19 protein-coding genes and 2 pseudogenes are annotated in these 19,966 nt (G+C 60.4%); 5 read left to right on the top strand and 16 right to left on the bottom strand.

The window, feature by feature from the left end:
* Window positions 1-25: 25 nt before the first annotated feature.
* The 9 genes from C6W55_RS08775 to C6W55_RS08735 form a co-directional block, all read right to left on the bottom strand.
* Window positions 26-910: a carbohydrate ABC transporter permease gene (locus C6W55_RS08775; protein WP_286892367.1), complete on the bottom strand. Its 885-nt coding sequence runs from the start codon at window positions 908-910 to the stop codon at window positions 26-28.
* A gap of 19 nt (window positions 911-929) precedes the next feature.
* A complete protein-coding gene (locus C6W55_RS08770; RefSeq protein WP_286892366.1) occupies window positions 930-1,877 on the bottom strand; it encodes an ABC transporter permease in 948 nt (315 codons plus the stop codon).
* 85 nt (window positions 1,878-1,962) lie between these two features.
* On the bottom strand, window positions 1,963-3,492 hold the full coding sequence (locus C6W55_RS08765; RefSeq protein WP_015253391.1) for an ABC transporter substrate-binding protein: 1,530 nt from the start codon (window positions 3,490-3,492) through the stop codon (window positions 1,963-1,965).
* Between the two features lie 101 nt (window positions 3,493-3,593).
* The gene (locus C6W55_RS08760) at window positions 3,594-5,213 is read right to left on the bottom strand and encodes a helix-turn-helix domain-containing protein (RefSeq protein ID WP_286892365.1); all 1,620 of its coding nucleotides are present in this window, start codon (window positions 5,211-5,213) and stop codon (window positions 3,594-3,596) included.
* Window positions 5,191-6,948, bottom strand: coding sequence for a sensor histidine kinase (locus C6W55_RS08755; RefSeq protein WP_286892364.1), 1,758 nt, complete (start codon window positions 6,946-6,948; stop codon window positions 5,191-5,193). The genes C6W55_RS08760 and C6W55_RS08755 overlap by 23 nt, the downstream gene beginning before the upstream one ends.
* A 113-nt stretch (window positions 6,949-7,061) precedes the next feature.
* Window positions 7,062-8,165, bottom strand: coding sequence for an alpha/beta hydrolase (locus tag C6W55_RS08750; protein ID WP_286892363.1), 1,104 nt, complete (start codon window positions 8,163-8,165; stop codon window positions 7,062-7,064).
* Between the two features lie 266 nt (window positions 8,166-8,431).
* A complete protein-coding gene (locus C6W55_RS08745) occupies window positions 8,432-10,111 on the bottom strand; it encodes a glycerol-3-phosphate dehydrogenase/oxidase (protein ID WP_286892362.1) in 1,680 nt (559 codons plus the stop codon).
* A gap of 203 nt (window positions 10,112-10,314) precedes the next feature.
* Window positions 10,315-10,884, bottom strand: coding sequence for a glycerol-3-phosphate responsive antiterminator (locus C6W55_RS08740; RefSeq protein ID WP_286892361.1), 570 nt, complete (start codon window positions 10,882-10,884; stop codon window positions 10,315-10,317).
* Between the two features lie 15 nt (window positions 10,885-10,899).
* Window positions 10,900-11,661, bottom strand: coding sequence for an ArsR/SmtB family transcription factor (locus tag C6W55_RS08735; protein WP_286892360.1), 762 nt, complete (start codon window positions 11,659-11,661; stop codon window positions 10,900-10,902).
* A 135-nt stretch (window positions 11,662-11,796) separates the two neighbouring features.
* On the opposite strand from C6W55_RS08735, the gene C6W55_RS08730 reads away from it, so the two are divergent.
* The 3 genes and pseudogenes from C6W55_RS08730 (at window position 11,797) to C6W55_RS08720 (ending at window position 12,976) form a co-directional block, all read left to right on the top strand.
* Window positions 11,797-12,342, top strand: coding sequence for an NADPH-dependent FMN reductase (locus C6W55_RS08730; protein ID WP_015253384.1), 546 nt, complete (start codon window positions 11,797-11,799; stop codon window positions 12,340-12,342).
* Between the two features lie 20 nt (window positions 12,343-12,362).
* Window positions 12,363-12,653 (top strand): annotated as a pseudogene (locus C6W55_RS08725) (arylamine N-acetyltransferase); the annotation flags it as partial.
* 128 nt (window positions 12,654-12,781) lie between these two features.
* Complete coding sequence (locus C6W55_RS08720; protein WP_041853751.1) at window positions 12,782-12,976, top strand: hypothetical protein; 195 nt, start codon at window positions 12,782-12,784, stop codon at window positions 12,974-12,976.
* 90 nt (window positions 12,977-13,066) lie between these two features.
* Here the strand turns inward: C6W55_RS08720 and C6W55_RS08715 are convergent, their stop codons facing one another.
* The 3 genes from C6W55_RS08715 to C6W55_RS08705 all read right to left on the bottom strand — a co-directional run bounded on the left by C6W55_RS08715 (window position 13,067) and on the right by C6W55_RS08705 (window position 16,005).
* Window positions 13,067-14,137 carry an NAD(P)/FAD-dependent oxidoreductase gene (locus C6W55_RS08715; RefSeq protein ID WP_015253382.1) on the bottom strand — a complete coding sequence of 357 codons (1,071 nt, stop codon included), beginning with the start codon at window positions 14,135-14,137 and terminating at the stop codon, window positions 13,067-13,069.
* Window positions 14,138-14,572: 435 nt separating this feature from the next.
* A complete protein-coding gene (locus tag C6W55_RS08710) occupies window positions 14,573-14,800 on the bottom strand; it encodes a hypothetical protein (RefSeq protein ID WP_015253381.1) in 228 nt (75 codons plus the stop codon).
* Window positions 14,797-16,005 (bottom strand): Ger(x)C family spore germination protein, encoded by a 1,209-nt coding sequence (locus C6W55_RS08705; protein WP_015253380.1) that lies wholly within the window; start codon window positions 16,003-16,005, stop codon window positions 14,797-14,799. Before C6W55_RS08705 ends, C6W55_RS08710 begins: the two co-directional genes overlap by 4 nt.
* A gap of 112 nt (window positions 16,006-16,117) precedes the next feature.
* Between C6W55_RS08705 and C6W55_RS08700 the strand changes: the two genes are divergently transcribed.
* A complete protein-coding gene (locus tag C6W55_RS08700) occupies window positions 16,118-16,303 on the top strand; it encodes a hypothetical protein (protein WP_041853750.1) in 186 nt (61 codons plus the stop codon).
* 87 nt (window positions 16,304-16,390) lie between these two features.
* Here C6W55_RS08700 and C6W55_RS08695 read toward each other — a convergent pair whose 3' ends face one another.
* Both C6W55_RS08695 and C6W55_RS08690 read right to left on the bottom strand, forming a co-directional pair.
* Window positions 16,391-16,675, bottom strand: a complete 285-nt coding sequence (locus C6W55_RS08695) for a hypothetical protein (RefSeq protein ID WP_286892359.1) — start codon at window positions 16,673-16,675, stop codon at window positions 16,391-16,393.
* The gene (locus tag C6W55_RS08690; protein ID WP_052835796.1) at window positions 16,623-17,330 is read right to left on the bottom strand and encodes a hypothetical protein; all 708 of its coding nucleotides are present in this window, start codon (window positions 17,328-17,330) and stop codon (window positions 16,623-16,625) included. Before C6W55_RS08690 ends, C6W55_RS08695 begins: the two co-directional genes overlap by 53 nt.
* Window positions 17,331-17,730: 400 nt before the next feature.
* Between C6W55_RS08690 and C6W55_RS08685 the strand changes: the two genes are divergently transcribed.
* A complete protein-coding gene (locus C6W55_RS08685; protein ID WP_015253378.1) occupies window positions 17,731-18,081 on the top strand; it encodes a DUF2200 domain-containing protein in 351 nt (116 codons plus the stop codon).
* A 117-nt stretch (window positions 18,082-18,198) separates the two neighbouring features.
* Here the strand turns inward: C6W55_RS08685 and rpiA are convergent.
* Both rpiA and C6W55_RS08675 read right to left on the bottom strand, forming a co-directional pair.
* A pseudogene (gene rpiA, locus C6W55_RS08680) lies at window positions 18,199-18,714 on the bottom strand (ribose-5-phosphate isomerase RpiA); the annotation flags it as partial.
* Between the two features lie 254 nt (window positions 18,715-18,968).
* Window positions 18,969-19,877 carry a LysR family transcriptional regulator gene (locus C6W55_RS08675; protein ID WP_041853749.1) on the bottom strand — a complete coding sequence of 303 codons (909 nt, stop codon included), beginning with the start codon at window positions 19,875-19,877 and terminating at the stop codon, window positions 18,969-18,971.
* Between the last annotated feature and the right edge of the window lie 89 nt (window positions 19,878-19,966).

Below are 19,966 nucleotides of genomic sequence, written 5' to 3'. Positions count from 1 at the left end.
CTTTCGATCAAATCCGGTCTGCGGCTCAGCCTTTGACCGCGCCGATAACCAGACCTTTCACCAGATACTTCTGGAAGAACGGATAAATGCACAGAATCGGCAGAATGCCGATGACCGCCATCGCCATGCGCACCGCGTTCATGGGCATCTGGGCCAGCGATTCCGACGAACGTCCGCCCAGATCGTTCTGCATCAGAAACTGGATGTTGCTCAGCATCCGGTTGAGCAGATTCTGGATGCTGTACAGTTTCGGATTGGTAATGTAGATGAGCCCGTTGAACCAATCATTCCAGTACGCGATCGTGAGCATCATGCCGATCGTGGCCAGAATGGGCAGCGACAGCGGCAGGATGATCCGGCTGAAGATCGTCCATTCCGATGCCCCGTCGATGTAGGCCGATTCGATGACCGCGCCCGGGATCGACATTTTGAAGAACGTGCGGATGATCAGAATGAAAAAGGCGTTGGTCAAAAGCCCCGGCACAATGAGCGCCAGCAGCGTATTTTTCAGGTGGAACACTTCCGTGTAGACCAGGTAGGTGGGCACCAGTCCGCCGTTGAACAGCAGGGTGAACACCACCAGGAACGACAGCACGCGCCGCAGCGGCATTTCGTCCCGCGACAGCGAGTACGCCAGCAGGGACGAGATCAGCAGGCCCGTGATCGTGCCGACCGCCGTAATGAGCACCGTGATGCCGTAGGCGCGCGCCAGCGGCGTCAGCTGGCCCCACAGATACCGGTAAGCTTCGAGACTGAAACTGTCGGGGATCAGGGCGTAGCCGTTGAGAATGATCGACTGCTCGTCGGAGAACGAAACGACGAAGAGCAGGATGAACGGAAACAAACACGCTGCGGAAAGCGCCGCCATGATCGCGTGGAATAATGTTTGCTGTACCGCGTTCGTTCGCATCGTGACCTCTCCTTCCGCATCAGAACAGGGCTTGGTCCCTGCTTCTTCTTCTGACGAGCCAGTTGGACAGCAGGATCAGGACGAAACCGACGGCCGACTGGTACAAGCCCGCTGCCGACGACATGCCGATGTCGCCAAGCGTCATCAGACCGCGGTACACATACGTGTCGATGACATCCGTCGTCGGTTTGAGCGCGCCCGAGTTGAGCGGCACCTGGTAGAACAGCCCGAAATCGGAATAGAAGATCCGTCCGACCGCCAGCAGCATCATGATGGTGATGGTGGGCGCAATGAGCGGCACGGTGATGCGCGTGATTTGCTGCCACTTGCTGGCGCCGTCGATGACGGCGGCTTCATAGTACTCGTGGTTGATGCCGACAATGGCGGCCAGGTAGATGATGCACAGGTAGCCGACGTTCTTCCACAGGTTCACGAAGGTCAGGATATACGGCCAGTAGGCCGGTTCACTGTACCAGGATACGGGATCGATGCCCAGCAGCGGCAGGATGGTCTTGTTCATGAAGCCGTTCTCCACATTGAGCATCGAGAGCGCGAGGTATCCGACGATGACCATGGAGATCAGGTAGGGCAGCAGGATCAGGCTCTGGTACAGCCGCGACATGAAGCGGCTTCTGATCTCGTTCAGCACGATCGCCACGGCGATCGCCACAACCGTGTTCAGGACGATGAACAAGCCGTTGTACAGGATCGTATTGCGCGTGATGGTGTAGGCGTCGTCCGTCCGGAACAGGTACTCGAAGTTTTTGAAGCCGATCCATTCATGTCCGAACAACAGGTTGAACAGACCTTTGCGGGAATAGTCGATTTCCTTGAACGCGATGGTCACGCCGAGCATCGGCAGATAGTTGTTGATCACCAGATAGGCGAGCCCCGGCAGTGCCATCAGGATGAGCATGCGATGTCGGACGACCCGTTTCCGGAACTTGCGCCATCGTGATTGGTTCATCAGGTTCCCTCCGTCATGGCTTGCAATCGGAAGGGCCCCGATCGCCGGGGGCAGCCGGGGCCCTTCTTGGCCGGTTGCCGGAATGTCACTGGTTCGCAGCCAGGAATTCATCCAATTGCCGCTGTTTCTCGGCGATGATCGTGTCGATTCCGGCCTTCTTCAGATCTTCGATGAATTTCGGCAGCACATTCGGATCCACGGCGCCGGACTCAAGACCGGCCTTGTACTCGCTGATGACGTTGCTTACGGCCGCCACCTCTGTCTTGACCTTGTTGGCATCGAACAGGAAGCCGAGCGCGGGCGAGTAGACGGCGTTGCGGTTGAACGCCTTCAGATTCTCCCACTGGTTCGGGTCCCAGCCTTCCCATACATACGTCAGGGAGTTGTTGCCGATCAGCCATTGGTTGAACACATAGCCGCTGCTTTCCACGCCGTCCGGCACGCGCACCTGGCCATTGTCCGTCTTCACGTAGTGCTTGCCTTCGATCCCGAGCGTCAGCAGGTTCATGATGTCGGCGTCCGTATAGAGCAGGTTCATGAATTGCATCGCTTTCTCCGGATGCTTCGAATTGCTCGGAATCGAAATCATGAACGCGACGGGACCGGAAGAACCGCCCACCGCAGGCGTGAGGCGCACGCCTTCGATCTCGTAGCCGATCAGGCCGGTCTCCTGCGCTTCAAATCCTGGCTTCATGTTCGAGAAATAGCCGAATCCTTTGCCCGCCTTCATCAGCGCGACGTAGCCTTCCTGACTCGTTGCCGCATCGGACGCGATGTAACCCGCGTTGTACCACTTCCGCGCCAGTTCGACCGCTTCCCGATATTGCGGCGTCTCGTACAGATTGACGACCGTCGTGTTGTTGTCGTCCAGCATCAGCACGCCCATCCCGTCTCCGAGATTGTCGACGCGGGAGGCAATCATGTCGTTCACGACCGTGTTGCTCGTGTTCCGCTGCACGAGCGGAATCATGCCCGGCTCCTTCTCCTTGATCAGCTGGAAGATCGGCTCCAGATCTTCGAACGATTTGACCTGGCTCAGATCGATCTGATGCTTGTCCAGCAGATCTTTGCGGGCGTTGAAGCCGTAATCCGCGACCAGCTCCCGGAAGCTGGAGACGCCGTAGATTTTGCCGTTGATCCGCGTGCCCTCATAGAACACCGGGTCCATCGCTTCCATGATCCCCTGGCCGTATTGCTGCAGCAGATCGTCGAGCGGGATCAGCTGATTTTTCGCCACCATGCTGGAGTAGTTCATGTACGCCGAAGTGACGAGCAGATCGAGCTGTTCATTGCCGGCCAGCACGAGATTGATCTGCTGGTTCCAGGCGGCCCAGTCAATCAGCGTGAACTTGACCGTGGCGTTGATTTTCTGCAAAGCGATCTTGTTGATTTCTTCCTGGACCAGCTCCAGGTCGTTCATGGGCGTGCCCGTATTCGGCATGGCGAAGATCAGTTCGACCGGCTTTTCGCCGGATCCGGACGATTGTCCGCCGCCCGACGAACCTTTCGAGTTCCCGGAGCCCGAGCCGGATCCTCCGCCGCACGCCGCCAGAAGCCCGGCGATCAGCAGCAAACTCAACGTGAGAGCCCATAATTTCCGCTTGTTGCTTGCCACTTGGCATACCCCCTTGGGTGAAGTTATCTCGAATTATAGAGTCGGGGGGCGGGGCCGGCCGACCACTCATCCGACTTTCTGTTTTCACAATCTTGACATGTTCAGCCGGTGTGCCGCATTTGCCGGCGAAACTCCACGGGGGTCAGACCGGTCGTCTTCTTGAACAAGGTGGAGAAATACGACAGGTTGGCGTAACCGGCGGACAGGGCAACCGCGCTGACCGGCTGATCGGAATGGGTCAGCAGATGCTTGGCGTACTCGATCCGCTGCTGCTGCAGATAGTCGGAGATTGACATGCCGGTCTCTTTCTTGAACAGGCGCGTCAGGTAATCGGGATTCAGATAGACGTGCCGGGCGATCTGTTCCCTGGACAGCTCCTGCTCGCCGAGCTGCTGCCGGATATACTGCTTCGCCCGTTCGATGACGGACCGGTTCGCTTCATCGTGATGCAGCCGGTCGACCGCCACTTCGACGACAAGCCCGGCCCATTCCCGGAACGTATGGACGGATCGCAGCACCTCGTCCGGCCGGTCCGTAAGCAGGTTGCCGTCAAACACTTCATGGGCCTGTAAGCCCTTCCAATACAGCACGAAGAATACCGCCTGCACGAAGTCCTGATAGATGCGCTGCAATCTGGACGCGTCGAGCGTGCGGCGCTCCCGGGCGTCTTCCAGATACCGCGCCAGATCGTCCAGAAGCCGTTTCTTCTCGCCGGCTTTCAACCATTCCACCCACAGTTCGATCGGCAACGGTTCGATCGGTTTGGGGGCGCCGTTATGATCAACCAGCAAGATCGCTTCGTTGACCCGGGTGACATTATCCCGGTCCATCTGCTGCAGTCTGCGGTACATCTCCGCCATCTCGTGTGATTGGACGGGCTTTCCGATGTAACCGCACAATTCGCAGCGGAAATACAACCTGCACGACTGAATGAATTCCTGACAGTCGCGCTGCAGGCGGACGGCCGCCTGTTCGTCACAGGATTCGCCTGACGGGATCAGGACGAGCATCTCGCCGTTTCCGACGCGAACGATCGCGGCGTCCGGCAGGTTCCCGCACAGCTTCTCTTCGGCAGCTTTCCGCAGCGCGTATTCCATGATCCGTTCATCGCGCTCCGACAACGTCACATGCCAACGTTGAACCCGAATGTACACGGGCACGTAGCGTGTCAAGGGGTTGTGAAGCACGTGACGGCGTTCCGCATGTTCGCGGATCTTGTCCGGGACGGAGGGCACGGTCTTCTCGACGATGTCCTTCCAGAACAGTTCCTTGCGCATCGGCCGGTATTCTTCCCACAGACGGGCATACCGCCGGCTCGTCTCCTCCAGCATGATCCGCTCCCGCTCCTGCCTGCGCTTCTCCAGCGCCCGGGACACCACGGATTCCAGATCTCCGTAATCCACCGGCTTCAGCAGATAGTCAAAGCACTGGAGCTGGAGGGCGCGCTGCGCGAATGCGAACTCCGAATGACAGGTGAGAAACACCGTCACCGTCTCGGGCCGATGCTCGCGCACCCATGCGAGCAGATCCAGCCCGGAACCGTTCGGCATCTCGATGTCGCAGATCATCACGTCAATGGACGTGTGTGAGAAAACTTCCTGCGCCTGCTTCAGGCTGTGCGCCGTGCAGACTTCCCGGATACCGAGCGTCTCCCATCGAACGCCCGCCTGCAATCCGCGTACGGCGTGCACCTCGTCGTCAACCAGCAAGATGCGACACATGCTTCGTTCCCCCCTCGTTGCCGATCGCAAGTTCCATCGTGACCAAGGCCCCGCCCCCGGCAGCGTTCTCGAACGTCAGGCGGTAGCCGGAAGGATACAGCAGTCTCAGACGGCGTCTCAGGTTCCAGATGCCGATTCGTCTCCCCTCGTCCTGGACCAGATCCCGCTCCTGCCTCAGCAGGTCCAACACTTCCGGCGGGAACCCCGGCCCGTTGTCCGCAATCCGGACGAGAAGCCTGCGCTCGCTTCCGGTTCCGGCCGCCGATACTTCAATCCGGATATCCAGCGTGTCATCGAGATTGAAGGCGTGCTTGATGGAATTCTCGACGACATTCTGAATGACCAGCGGCGGAATCGGACAATTCAGCGCATCGTCGTCGACGTCAATCCGGAACGTGAGACGCTGCGGGAACCGCAATTGCTGAATACGCAAGTAATTGCGGGTATGGGCAAGCTCGTCGCGCAACAGAACGTAGAATGCATCGCTCTGAAAGATAAATCTGAAATAGGCGACCAGACATTTGGTCATCTCCTGAATGATCGCATAATCCCGCACGGTAGCCAGATTGTAAATGATGTTGAGCGAGTTCAGGAAGAAATGGGGATTGATCTGCAATTGCAGCTGCTTCAATTCGGCTTTCTGGTGATTCAGTTTTTCCTCATACACGTCAATCTTCAAATGCCGGATCTCCTCGATCATGCGATTGAACGTATGGTTCATGAGGCGAAATTCATCGGACACAGCGCCGAGTTCCAATCGGGTCTTCCAATTGCCGTCGCTCAGCCTGCGCATCGCCGAAACGATACGCAGAATCGGCAGCAGGAACACTTTGCGCAAATACCAGGCCAGCATGAGCGGAAAGATACAGGCCCCGATCGTGACAACGTACGTCAGGCGTTTCAGATACAGCAAATGTTGGAGGATAGCGCTTTCAGGAATGACGGCAACCAGGTGGAACGCGCCTTTCTCCGACCGCTCGCCGAGCACCAGATAGGACGAGTCGTCTCCGGACATCCGGAACGTGTTTGCTTCATAGTTCAGCGCAATGCTGTCCAGCGCCACCTGATCGGCATGCTGCATCGGCTCCAGATCCAGCGTCGCCAGCAGGGCGAAGCCTCTGTCGCCGTCATCCTGCAAATCCAACGGCTGAACCAGCTTGTCTGCCCTGACCCACGCGCCGAGATAGGTGGAGCCCGTCTTCACCAGACGATATACGTAATACTTGCCGGACTCCGATCGCCAAATCTGCCATTCGGACGCAATCGGCTTCTGCAGACCGGAGTCCAGCATGAAAAGTATTTCGGAGCGCATCTGGCTGCGTTCTTCATAGGTGTTGCCGAAATCCGAACGCCCGACCAGCAGCACATCGTCGTTCTGCCCGGAGTAGACGAAGAGGATATCCGTATTCCGGTAATTTTCAATGGAATGCTTCAAGGTGTTGAACAGGCGCAGCCGGGCCATATCATATTCCAGCTCGTTCGCGGCACGCATTCTGTCAAGCCGCTGCACATCGACATTGCTCACGGACAGGTCGTACAAGTAACGGTCCAATTCCTCCAAATCCGCATCGAGTCCCCGCATGTGCAGGCTGAGCAGTTTCTGATTCGATTTGGCGACCTGTTCCCGCACCACTTTGACGGCGGACAGATGGAGAACCCACTGCAGGCTGACAAGCAGGACGCTGAACACGAGAATTGCCGCTGTCAGCTTGACCCGCAAGGAATTGAATGACATTCCGGATCCACGCATCCCGATCTCCTCCCGCGATGAACGGATGTCCCCATTCTAGCATTAACCGGTGCCGCCGTCCGCAGGAAGAAACAGCATGCCGCATGGAAGCCGGAAGCTCATCGGTTGAAGCGCCGGCGCACCCCTTTGGCAATTTCCGTCATACAGTCTTCCGCCTGCGGATACTGTCCGATCTTGTCCATGAACGCATGGTCGACGCCGTTGTACTGGATGACCGTCGTGTTTACCCCGGAGCGGGCCAGCTTGCGTGCATAGGCTTCGTTCTCGAAACGCAGGAAGTCGAACTCGCCCGTGATGATGAGCGTATCCGGCATGCCGTGCAGGTCGGCCAGCAGCGGGGACATGTAAGGATCCGTCACTTCGGCGCGGCCTTGCAGATACAGATCATGAAGCTGCGGGCCCTTCCGCTCCCCGGAGCCCATGAAGCCGAGGGCGCGTTCGATATATTCCCGGTGATTGCGGATCTCGTAGTTGTCCAGCGACCATTTGTATCCTTCCACTTCCGCTCCCGCCATGTTGACCGTCGGATAGATCAGCGCTTGATATTTGATCAGGTTGGTCTGCTTGTCGCGGTCCATCAAGGCGCACACCGTCGACAGGTTGCCGCCGGCGCTGTCTCCGGCCACCGCGATCTGTTCCGGATCGACGCCGAGCTCGTCCGCATGATCGTGCACCCACCGGACTGCATCGAAGCAGTCGGTCAGCCCGGCGGGATACGGATGTTCCGGCGCCAGCCGGTAATCGACGGAGACGACCACCGCGCCCGCGTGATAGGCCAGGCATTTGCACGGATTTTCCACCGTCTTGAGCGAGCCGCCGATAAAGCCGCCGCCATGGAAGAACACGACGGCCGGACGCTTCCCTTCCACCGGCGGCGTGTAGATGCGGACCGGAATCTGCGTCTCGCAGCCTTCGATCTCCCGGCACTCGGTCTTCACCGCGCCGCCGGTCACATCGCGGTTCTCCCAGCCCATCATCTTCCGCATCATTTGGGCAAATTCCACGGGATCTTCCGGGATCGGCGGCATTGTCTGCCCCTGCATCCGGGCGGCCGTCTCCTGGTGCACCTGGAGCACGCGGGGGTCAAGCTCCCCCCAGCCTTCCTCCGAATCCGGAATCGGCTTGACGATGAATTCGTAGCCGTCCCGCTGTTCCGAGCGGGCCTTCTCACGCAATGCGGTCAACAATTGCTCGTAGGTCATGCTGGATTCCTCCCCGGATATTTTGAATTCTCATTCTAATCCTGGCAGCACGGATACGCTTGCGGTAAGCCGACCTTTTATTTTACGAATCCCGACTATTTTTCCGGACGGTTGACCCAAACATCGCCCGGAAGCACAAAAAACCAACCGATCCGCTCACGCGGCGATCGATTGGTTTGCGGCTTGATATCGGATGAATTACAGCTCAACCGAGCGGCTCCCGCGGGTGGGTATGACGGCTATTTTCAGGAAAATGCTTCGATGGCTTACGGCTCCACCGCCTCCGCCAGGAGCCGGTCCAGCTCCCGGTCGTACGACTCGCGCTGCCCGCCGCTCCACCGGAGAAGCTCCGCCATCGCGGCCGACACCGCGTCTTTCCACCGCAGCACGCCGGGGCGGTCGAAGAACAGCCGGCCCGTCCGGCGAATCCAGAAATCCGCCGGCGTAGCGGCCATCTCCGCCAAGACGGCGTATCGCAGCTCCGCGGCGAGCGCGAGCGGCAGCCCGTGCCGGTCGGCGAAATCGCGCGATCCGACCGCCAGCTCAAACAGCCGGGGCGCGTTGGAGCCGTAGCGCCGCGCGATCCGCTCCGCCTCGTCCGGGCCGAGCCCGGCGACGATTCCGGCTTCGGTCTGCTGCCGGACGTACGCCTCGTACCCGGCGCTGCCCCCGACATCGCCCCCCGAGATCGCGAGCGTCCGGGTACGGCTCGCCGGAAGTGCCGGCAGGTCGTCCGCCTGGCTCCGCCTGGACACGAGATCGACGACCCGCTCGGCCATCTTCCGATAGCCGGTCAGCTTGCCGCCGGCGATGGAGATCAGGCCGGACGGAGACAAGAAAATCTCGTCCTTGCGGGAAATATCCGACGGATTCTTGCCTTCCTGCCGGATGAGCGGCCTCAGGCCCGCCCAGCTCGACTCCACGTCCCGGGGCGTCAATCCCAGCGAAGGGAACATATAATTGGCCGCGTCCAGCAGGTACGAAAGATCATCCTCTTCCATGCGCGGATGCCCCGGATCGCCGGCGTAATCCGTATCGGTCGTGCCGATGTACGTTTTGCCGTCGCGCGGGATGGCGAACACCATCCGCCCGTCCGGCGTATCGAAATAAACGGCCTGCCTCAAGGGGAACCGCTCCTGGTCAAACACGAGATGCACACCCTTCGTCAGACGGAGCGTTTTGCCCTCTTTCGAGCGATCCATCTCCCGGATGTCGTCCACCCACGGACCGGTCGCATTGATGATGTGGCGGGCGCGCAATTCGTATTCTCCTCCGCCGATCCGGTCCTGCACGACGGCCCCCGACAGCCGCGTACCGTCATACCGCAGCCCGGTGACAGCGGCGTAATTGACGGCCGTCGCGCCGAGCTCGACCGCCCGCTTCAATACCTCCAGCGTCAGCCGGGCGTCGTCCGTCCGGTACTCCACGTAGTAGCCGCCGCCCCTCAGCCCTTCGCTCCGCAGCAGCGGTTCGCGCTCCAGCGTCTCCCGCGCGTTCAGCATTTTGTGCCACTCGTCTTTTTTCACCCGGGCCAAATAATCGTACAGCGTCAGCCCCAGCCTGCTCGTGAACGGCCCCAATTGCCCGCCGCTGTAGAACGGCAGCAGCATCCACTCCGGCGTCGTCACGTGCGGCCCGTTCTCGTACACGACCGCCCGCTCCCGGCCGGTCTCGGCCACCACCTTGAACTCGAGCTGCTTCAAATACCGCAGCCCGCCGTGGATCAGCTTGGTCGAACGGCTGGACGTGCCGGCCGCGAAATCCTGCATCTCCACCAGCGCCGTGCGCAGGCCGCGGGTGACCGCGTCGAGGGCGATGCCGGCGCCGGTAATGCCCCCGCCGATGACGAGCAGGTCGACCGTCTCCCCTGCGAGCGATTGCAGCATCCGCTCCCGTTCCAAAGCCGACCAGGCGCCGATATATTCTTGTTCAGCCGATGTACGCATGTCGGTACAGCCTCCCTATCGCGAAAAAAATAAAAACCACGCCCGGCTCCCGACGTTCCCCACAACGAAACGACGAAAGTCCAAAACGCGGTTTCTCAAACTCTCCAACCGATATTAACTTGTATGGTTCTATTATACGTCAAAATCATGCCGCGCGACAGCCCGGCTGAGAAAAAACTTTCCCTCAGCGTCCTTCCGCGGCGTCAAGCCCGATGCCCGTCCCACAGATCCGGCCGCGACGTCGTCACCGCCGCCGCCCCCGCTTCCAGCGCGGCGGCCGCTTCTTCCCGCGTGCGGATGAGTCCGCCGGCAATGACGGGAACGCCGGTGCGGTCCTTCACTTCCCGGATCCACTGCGGCAGCAGGCCCGGCAGCACCTCGATCAGGTCGGGCTGCGCCTGCTTCGCCAGCTCGACGCTCGTGTCCAGCGCGCCCGAGTCGATCAGGAACAGCCGCTGGATCGCCAGCACCCCGTTCTTCTTCGCCTTGCGGATGACCGCGACCCGGGTGGAGATGAGCCCGGCCGGCCGGATCTGCTGGCACAAAAATTCGGCGGCGTACTCGTCGTTCTTGAGCCCGTCGATCAGATCGGCGTGAAGCAGCACGCGCTTGCCGTGATCCGCCGCCAGCTTCACCATCGGCTGCAATTGGCCGAGCCGCCCGCCCAGCAGCACGAGCCAGGCGAGCGGCGTCTTCAGCAGACGTTCCAGCTCCTTCGGATGCCGGACGGCGGGCAGCAGCCGCTGGCCGCCGAACAGACTGTCGTGATGCATGAAATCTCCTCCCCGTCAGGAAGTAAGCGGCCGGCCCGTCTCGATCAGCGTCTTCATGCCGGACAGCACGATCGACAGGCCTTCCTCCAGCACGCGGGCGGTGTTCGGCGCTTCCTCGAACTCGTCGTGCACCACCGTCACGAGCGTCACACCGGGAAAATCCGCGCGCGCCTCGATCTCCCAGGTGAGGCGGGACGGCTTCTCTTCCGCGGTCTTGGCCAGCTCAAGGAGCTGCCAGGTCATCACCAGCCGGCGGGGCGGTTCCACGGCCAGAAACTCCCCTCTGGCCTGCTGCTTCCCCTGCGGATTCAGGATCTCATAAGGAGCGCCCGCCCGGACTTCCCCCCGAAGCGCCCCGTTGTACCAATATTGCGATGTCTTCTCCGGGGCGGTCAGCGCGCTCCATACCTGCTCGGGGCTCGTCCGGATCGCAATGCGCTGTACATGTCTGGGCTTCCGCTCCATATCCGGTTCACGCTCCAATTCTTGTTTCAGGCGGCTCAGTCCCGCCGCCCACGGTTCCGCGTACTTGCTCACCCATTGGTCGTGGATCTGGCGAATGGCCGCCGGGTTCAAATAGTGGTACTTCTCCCGGCCGGCCCGCCGCGTCGTAAGCAGGCCCGCTTCTTCCAGAATGCGAAGATGCTTCATCACACCGAACCGGGACATCTGCAAATGCGCGCAAAGTTCGTTCAACGTCCGGCCATCCTTCTCATACAGCAGATCGAGCAAGGTGCGTCTGCTCGGGTCCGCCAGCGCTTTGAAAATGTCATCCATCGTGACCGGCCTCCATGCGGCAAGCGCAAGTTTGACTATTGAAATGTTACCATATAGTCACGTATATTAAAAGTGACCATTTTGTCACCTGTTATGAGGCGCCGCTCACATTGACCCTAAAGCGAGGTATTTTCCATGCACATTGCCATTATCGCCGGAAGCAACCGGCGCAACGCTGCCAGCACCGGCATCCTGCGCCATATCAAGCGGAAGCTGAGCGCAAAAGGCATCCGCTTGTCCTTCACCGATCTCGGGACTGTGCGGCTGCCGCTCTTCTCCCCCGATGCGGACGCCGTTCCCCCGGAAACCGCCCGCCTGATCGCGTCGGTCGATCAGGCCGACGGCCTCGTCCTCGGGACGCCCGAATACCACGGCTCCATCTCCGGCTCGCTCAAGAACGCGCTGGATTACCTGGACAACGTCCATGTGGCGGGCAAACCGGTGCTCGCCGTCAGCTTGGCGGGCGAGCGGCTCGGCGTCAGCTCGCTGAACCATCTGCAAGCCATCGTCCGGAATCTTCACGGCATTCTGAGCCCGGACTGGATCTCCGTCGGGGACGGACAGCACGTCTTCGATCGGGACGGCATTTCGCAAGATCCGGCGATCGCGGAGCACATCGACCAGGCCGTCGAACAATTTGTCGGGCTCGCGGGAAAGCTGCGGGCCGGCAGTTTTGCCTAGCCCGCCGGCGCGGTGACGGAATCATGATGCTGACCCGTCCCGAGATCAAGGCGTACCTGCGCAAAATCGGGATCGGGGAGATTCAGCCGCCGAGCCTCGGGTATCTCGCCGAGCTCCACCGGGCGCATGTGTCGGCCGTTTCCTGGCAGACGGTCGACATCGTCGCCGGACGGCCTGCTCCGATCGATCTTGACGCGTCCGTCCGCCTGATGCTGGAGAACCGCAGCAGGTATTGCTTTCACCTGAACGGCGCGTTCAGCGTGCTGCTCCGCTCGCTCGGCTTCCGGGTCTGCCGGCATCGGGCCGGCGTCTCGGTCTTCGCGCTGAGCCTGTTCACCGGCATCCTGTGGGTGTCCGTCCTGCTGCATATCGTGTGGGCGGCCCTGTATGCCGCCGGCCAGTCCGCGTTCACCGCGCTGGTCTCGGAAAACTCAATCCGTTGTCCAGAGGCACGGTGCTGTCCCTCAACAGCTCTGCCATGTACACCGGCGCAAGCGCCCTGTCGGCCCTGGCCGCGGCCTTGCTCGGCACGGGAACCTTCTGGCCGATCGGCCTCCTGTACGAAGCGGCCAACGTGCTCGTGGCCATCATCGCGGCAGCCGCCATCCGCGAACGCGGCGCAGCCGGACATTGACCGTCCTGCCCGAACAAAAAAAACTGCCGGCACGATCTCTGCAACCATGCCGGCAGGCCATTCCCGTATTGTCTGGAGGCTTCGCTGGCTTCACTCCCGAACGGCGGCCAGTTCCGCGAACAGCCGTTTCTTGAATTCCCGGTTGCGCTCCTTGAACAGTTCGTTATGCGAGGACACCATGCCGTACCCCGGCGCATCGGGCGCAATGTACTGCTTCGCCTTGTTGACGGCGTTCGCGGCGTCCTGGAAGCAGCCGGCGATCAGGTGCAGCTTGCCCTCATGCGACAGAATATCCCCCGCCGCGAACAGCCCCGGAACGCTCGTCTCGCCCGACGGCGTGCCCGCCACGCAATATTCGTCCTTCATTTCGATGCGGACGTTGCTGTTGTCGATGATGTCCCGGTCCCGCTCGTAGCCGTGGCAGACGACCAGATCGTCGATCTGCAGCTCCGCGGTCGAATCGTCCTCGAGATCCCGGAGCACGGCCCGCTCGATGCGATCCTCGTCCGATGCCGGAATCAGGCGCACGATCTCGGTGTTCGGGAGGCAGACGACGCCGTTCTCCGACAGCTTCGTCACCGATGCTTCATGGCCCTTCAGCGTGTCCTTGCGGTACGTCAGATACACCTTCCGCGCGATCTCGCTCAGCTCGTTCGCCCAGTCGATCGCGGAGTTGCCGCCGCCGGCGATCAGCACCGTCTTGTCCCTGAACCGGCCGATCGACTTCACGGTGTAGTGCAGGTTCGACGCCTCGAACCGGTCCGCGCCTTCCAGGTTCAGCTTCATCGGCTTCAGGATGCCGCTGCCGATCGCGAGGATGACGGTTCGGGAGTAATGCAGGCTGCCCGACGCCGTTTTCAGGACGAAAATGCCCGCTTCATTCTTGTCGATTCCGGTGACCTTCTCGTTCAGCACGACCTCCGGGTTGAAGGCCGTTCCCTGCTGGACAAGATGCTCGATCAGTTTCTCGCCCGTCGTCGGCGGCAGACCGCCGACGTCCCAGATCACCTTCTCGGGATAGACGTTGATCTTCCCGCCCAGGAAAGGCTGGAATTCGATAATCTTGGTCTTCATCTCGCGCAGCCCGCTGTAGAAGGCGGCATACAGCCCGGCCGGACCGCCGCCGATGATCGTGACGTCGAACAGATCGCGTTCTTCCATGCTTCCGGTTCCTCTCCTTATGGAAACATGCCATGCCTCTCCTGGGCCATGGCGTGCCGCTATGTTTATTCTTTCGCGCCGTCCGGCAGGATGCGCTCGGAGAAGGCCAGCCGGCCGTTCAGCGAGATGGCGTCGCTGAAGTCGAATGACGGCTCATCGATATAGTGACGTTAAGTAGACGTTGCCGTTTGGTCGATATTGAGAATCATTATCAAATATAGATGACGCATCAAATATTAACATCACGCCGGCTGCATGTCAATAACCGGACTCACAGAACCGATTCCCGGTAATCACGCGGGCCTCGCCCCAATCTGGTGCAAAAGTGCATCGCGTGCAGCCGCCATGTCTTCTCCGGGGCAATTCTGGTGCAAATCTGGTGCATATCTGCACCATATCCGGCCGCCACGCTTCCTCCGGGTCAAACCAGATGACTCAGAGGCCGAGAGCGGCGGCCATCGAGTGGAACATCGCCTCGACGAGATCGGTCGGGCCGGGCATGCGCGGAAAGCGCCACAGGAAGAAGGCGAGCAGCACGCCCAGACCCAGGAGCATGAGGAACGTCGCCCTCTCCTTCGCCTTCTCCTTGCCGACTCGCGGCCATTCCCGCAGGAAGATGACCGCGGCTGTGATGACCACGGCCGCCATGGTCAGCATCTTCATCGGTTCCGCCTCTCATCCTTCGGCCGGGTGATCATCGAACCGCTCACGCCCGGTCTCAAAATTTTCGCATCGACTTCCACACGGACTTCGACCTCCGGAAATTTCTCGTCCCACCGGTCCTGCACCTTCCGCCATTCACGCGGATATCGGCGGTGAAAAATTTCTGCGAATCCCACGATATCCACCTTCATCTCCTGCTGCACCTGTTTCAGGGTCAGCTCAATGCGGCGGACAATCTCCCGCTCCAGCTCCGCCTCAAGCGCCCGCGTCACTTCCGGGTCCAGCAAATCGAGGCTTGTCGTGTTCTCCACGACATCGTCTTCCGTCGTGATCTCCACGGTCATGCTCCAGCGGTCGCCCTCGATCCGGGGAAGCCATTTCGTGCGGCTTCGCAGCAGATAGAACGAGATGAATCCGTTCGCATCCTCCGGCGAAAGGGTCACCACCGAAAATTTGATTTCATCCCGCAGCCACATCAGCCCCCGCGTCTTCTGCTGGTTGAGCGTGCCGATCATCCGGTCATCCCGGAATACGGCCGTCCCGGCAATGTACGCGATCGTATGCTGCTGACCCTTCCCCCCGGGCGGCGGCAGAGTGGTCAAATACGGCAGAGCGGCGTCGCCCGCGTCTCCGACCAGCATCTCCGCGAGATCTTTGAGCGTCACATGAAGGCTGACCTTGGATTCGGACAGCTCCCGGAGCACTTCCGCCTGATGGCGCTCCAGGGGCGGAATCAGCTCGAGCACTTTCTTCGCCTCGCCCTTGCTGACGAAGATGTCCGCATGTTCGCGCGGCTGCGAGAAACAGAGGAAGAAGTCGACATATTCGCGGATGCCGGTTCGGGCGACCTTCTCGCCGATGATGAACACCTCGGCGTGCCCCCAGAAGATTCTTCGGGGAAACCGCTCCTGCAGCTTGGCCATCGCCTCCGCGATCGTCTTCCCCTTCGCCGATCGCACCACCGACCGCTCATCGCCCGCCGCGCTGCCGGGCTGTCCCAGTTGGCTGCCTCCCCCTGCCCGGGGGACGAACACCTGGACCGTGAGCTCGACGGCGTTCTCCCCGGCACGGTCAATCCCCGCCGCGGTCACCAGAGCCAGGTCGTTCACTTCCGTCCTGTCCCAGCAACCGGCAAGGGACAGGCTCGTCAGGGCGAGGCAGGGCACCAGGAACCATGCGCGGTACCGGGAGATTAAGCTGTTCATTTTGCCGTCGCCGGCGCTCCCTTTTTTCCCCGGATGAGAGCAACCGCGAGCAGCAGGAGCGGAATGCCGAGCTGGATGAGCAGAAGCTCGAACCGATGGACGTGCCGAGCGCGTGGACCAGCTGTTGCAGATTGGGCGCCGCCCAGATGCCGGAAATCAGAATGAGCAGGCCGACCGGCAGGACGATCGGCCGCCAGTCGGACAATCCGATTACACGGGCCGTGCACTGAACCAGCAGAAAGTAGAACACGACGATTTTGATGAAAGTGCCGAAACATTCCTTCCTGACTGCAAGTGATTTTACTCTAATGCATTTTCGGCAGGAACACGGGGAGAACGCAAATGCAGCCTTGCTCCCGGTCGGAGCAAGGCTGCGAATGAACGGTTACTCCACATCAAACGGCTGAAGCGGATTGCCGCTCAGGATTTCCTCCACTTCCTCGTACCCGGTCGGGAACGCGAAGTTGTAGCGGGCCGGAAGCGCGAACACGTATTTGTTGTTGCGTCCGAGCTCGCTCGGGTTCATCGGCGCGGCGCCGATATGGAACCCGCCCTGCTCGAGGGCGTTCCATTGATCGTGCGTGAAGATCATGATCGGGATATCCTGCCTCGGATCTTCAGCCGTCCATTCGGGATGACGGATGGACAGGAGCGGGCCCGACGCCTTCACGCTCGCATCCTTCCGGGGACACGCCTTCCCACCGGTCCTCCACGATCGTATAGCCGGCCCAGCTGTCGGGCAGGGCGAAGCGGAATCCGTACTGCTTGTTCTCCAGGGCGGCGGATTCCGCCTGATCCCCGTCTTCATAGTCCCCCAATTCGGCGGCGTCAATGAGCCAGCGGCCTTCAATATTCCGCACTTCGAGCGTAACGGGGCGCTTGGCCGCCGCCTCGCCGTCGGCGCTCGTGGTTTCGATGATGCCGCCTTCCACCCGGTACGCATCATCCGCCGTTTGTTCCACCGACTTGATCTCGATCCGGTCCGGCCACGGGCTGGAAGTCAGCCGGCCGGGGGCGGATGCGGGATCATTCAGCCAGGCTTCAAGCAGCGCGGGCGATACGTAATCGGCGTAATGCTCCCGCATGCTCTCCCGCAGGACATCTTCCGGAGCCAGAAGCGAAACCATCTGCAATTTCTTGCCGAATGCCTCGACCACGCCTCTGACCGCCTCTTCCGCGGCTGCTTCGGATGCGGCCGGGTCGGATACTTCCGTCTGCTGCTGTTGCACCCCTTGCGCGGCGGGAGTCTCCTTGGCTTGTACTGCCGCGCATCCGGTCAGTACAACGCCCAGAAGCAGCGCCGCCGCGAGTGATGATTTGCTCATGCTGTTCATCTCCTTGCAAAAAGGGTTTCGCTTCTTAGACGGAATTCGCGCGGGATTTGTTGTAGTCATATTTACCCGTTTTCACGCTTCATCTCGTAATAGTGCCCGTCCCACAGGAGCAGGAGCGTGTCCGCATCCTTCACGATCAGCATGCCGGGGCCGGTCAGGCCGGCGACGGTCACGATGCGCACCGTCCTGCCTTCGAGCCCGAGGTCTTCCGGCCGCGTCCGGTAGTCGGCGAATAATTGTTCCGCCGTCAGCTCTTCTTCCCGGTATTCCGGATTGGCGGCGATCTCATCTCCGAAATGCAGGGCCGGCCGCGCACGCCTGTATTGTCCCGCACGGATATGGTACGATCATGGCAGCGGGTGAAATCGACAAGCACGAAAGGACGGGGACCATGGCCAAACATCGCATCTACACCATGAGCGTCGCGAGCGTCTACCCCCACTATGTCGCGAAGGCGGAGAAAAAAGGCCGCACGAAAGCGGAAGTCGACGAGATCATCCGTTGGCTGACCGGGTACAGTCAGGAAGAGCTGGAAGCCCATCTGGAGAAGCGGACGGATTTTGAGACGTTTTTCGCGGAAGCGCCCCTGCTCAATCCCGCAAGAGCGCTGATCAAAGGCGTGGTCTGCGGCGTCCGCGTGGAGACGATTGAAGATCCGCTCATGCGGGAAATCCGCTGTCTGGACAAGCTGATCGACGAATTGGCGAAGGGCAAAGCGATGGAGAAGATTTTGCGGACTTAATCCGGCTTCTTCGCGGCCGCGCGGCGGATCCGGATGCGCGCATACAGGATCAGGACATGCAAGCACCTCATGGACAAGATCGATGAACAATCCGTGGTCGACAACTCCCGTCATCCGGTCAATCGTTTCAGCCAGCCCTTCGGGGTCGTCAATCCTGCCCAGATGAAGATCGACAATGTGGTTCCCGCCGTCTGTCACGAAGAGCGCCCCGTCTTTCTCCCTGATTTTCGCCGGATACCCGGCTTGTTCGAATTTTTTCAACGTGTGTTTGTGGGCGAAGGCTACAATTTCCACCGGCAGCGGGAATTTTCCCAATTGCTTCACCCGTTTGGTGGAATCCGCGATGATAACGACCTTTCTCGAAAGGGAGGCGACGATTTTCTCCCGCAGCAGCGCGCCTCCGCCGCCTTTGATGGCGTTAAAGTGCTCGTCGATCTCATCCGCGCCGTCGATCGTAAGATCGATGGCTTCGACCTGATTGACATCCAATATCCGGATTCCCGACGATGCGGCCAATTCATGGGTTTGCCTGGAGGTGGAGACACATGCAATGTCCAGGCCTGCTCTGACCCTTTCCGCCAGGCGCTGGATCATGTAATAAGCCGTCGACCCCGTGCCGAGACCTACGACCATGCCGTCCTCCACCAGCTCCGCCGCCCTTGCGCCGACCAACTGTTTCTCCATCAACTGTTTCTCGTGCATCCCGTTTAACCGCCCTCTGGCTGAGATTCTTGCTGCCAGCATACGGCAAAAATCCGGTTTATACAAGATGCATCAAGCAGCGGCAGCCCCGGGCACGGTGCCCGGAACTGCCGCCCGGGAACGGTCATGAAGTCATTTCTTGTAGTCAATGATTTGAATCGGGTCCGGGCAGCCATTCCTGTCTGTCAACGGGCATCCTCCTTGATATCGGAACCTTTGCCGATGAGCTCGATGAAGGCGGAGGCCGCGCCGGACAGCGGCACGCTGCTCATCGTCAGAATGCCGACTTTGGCCGGAGGCAGCGGCAAGTCGATGCGCACCTCGAACAGCACGCCCTCCTCCAGCTCCTGCGTCACGAACTCCTTCGCCACGTAGGAAATGCCCAGCCCCCGCTTCGCGAACTCGATGAGCAGATCGACGCTGCCGACCTCGATCTCGGGCCGGAGTGCAAATCCCTTGCTCTGGAACAGCTCCGTGATCGTCATGCGCGCCCGGCTGTTGCGGGAGAACAGGATGATCGGGTACTCCAGCAGCCGCTCCAGGGGCAGCACCTCGCCCTTCAGGTGCTCGTAGCGCGAGCCCGCCACGAAGCAGTCCTGCAGCCGGTACGTCTCCATCGCCTGCAGCTGCGGATCGACGATCGGCATGCGCGCGACGCCCAGATCGATCCGCCCTTCCTTCAGGAAGCCGATGATTTCCGGCGTCGTGCCGTGGTGGAGGTGCAGCCGGATGCCGGGGTAGCGCTCGTGGAACTGCTCCAGATACGGCAGCAGGTAGTGCTTGAACAGCGAATCGCTGCCGCCGATGCGCAGCTCGCCGCTCTCGAGGCTGCGCAGCGCCGCCATCTTCTCTTCGGCGAGCGAGATGAGCATCTGCGACTGCTCGATATAGGCGTACAGGACGGCGCCTTCCTGCGTCAGCTCCACTCCCCTGGCCGTGCGGGAAAAAAGGGTAACGCCGAACCGTTCCTCCAATTGCTTGATCGCGTGGCTGACGCTCGGCTGTGTAAGGTACAGTTTTCGGGCGGCCTGCGTCAGGCTGCCGGTCTTCGCCGCCCAATAGAACACCTTGTACAGCTCGTAATTTATGCCCATAGACACGATCTATATATCTCCTTAAATCTATCAATTATTCGCATGACTTTGAAATGTATTATAGTGTTTATTAAAGCGAGAAGCCAGCA

It is taken from the genome of Thermobacillus sp. (assembly GCF_003390775.1).
Lineage (GTDB): Bacteria > Bacillota > Bacilli > Paenibacillales > Paenibacillaceae > Thermobacillus > Thermobacillus xylanilyticus.
The sequence above is the reverse complement of the archived record's forward strand: the minus strand, read 5'-3'. Positions and strand labels throughout refer to the sequence as shown.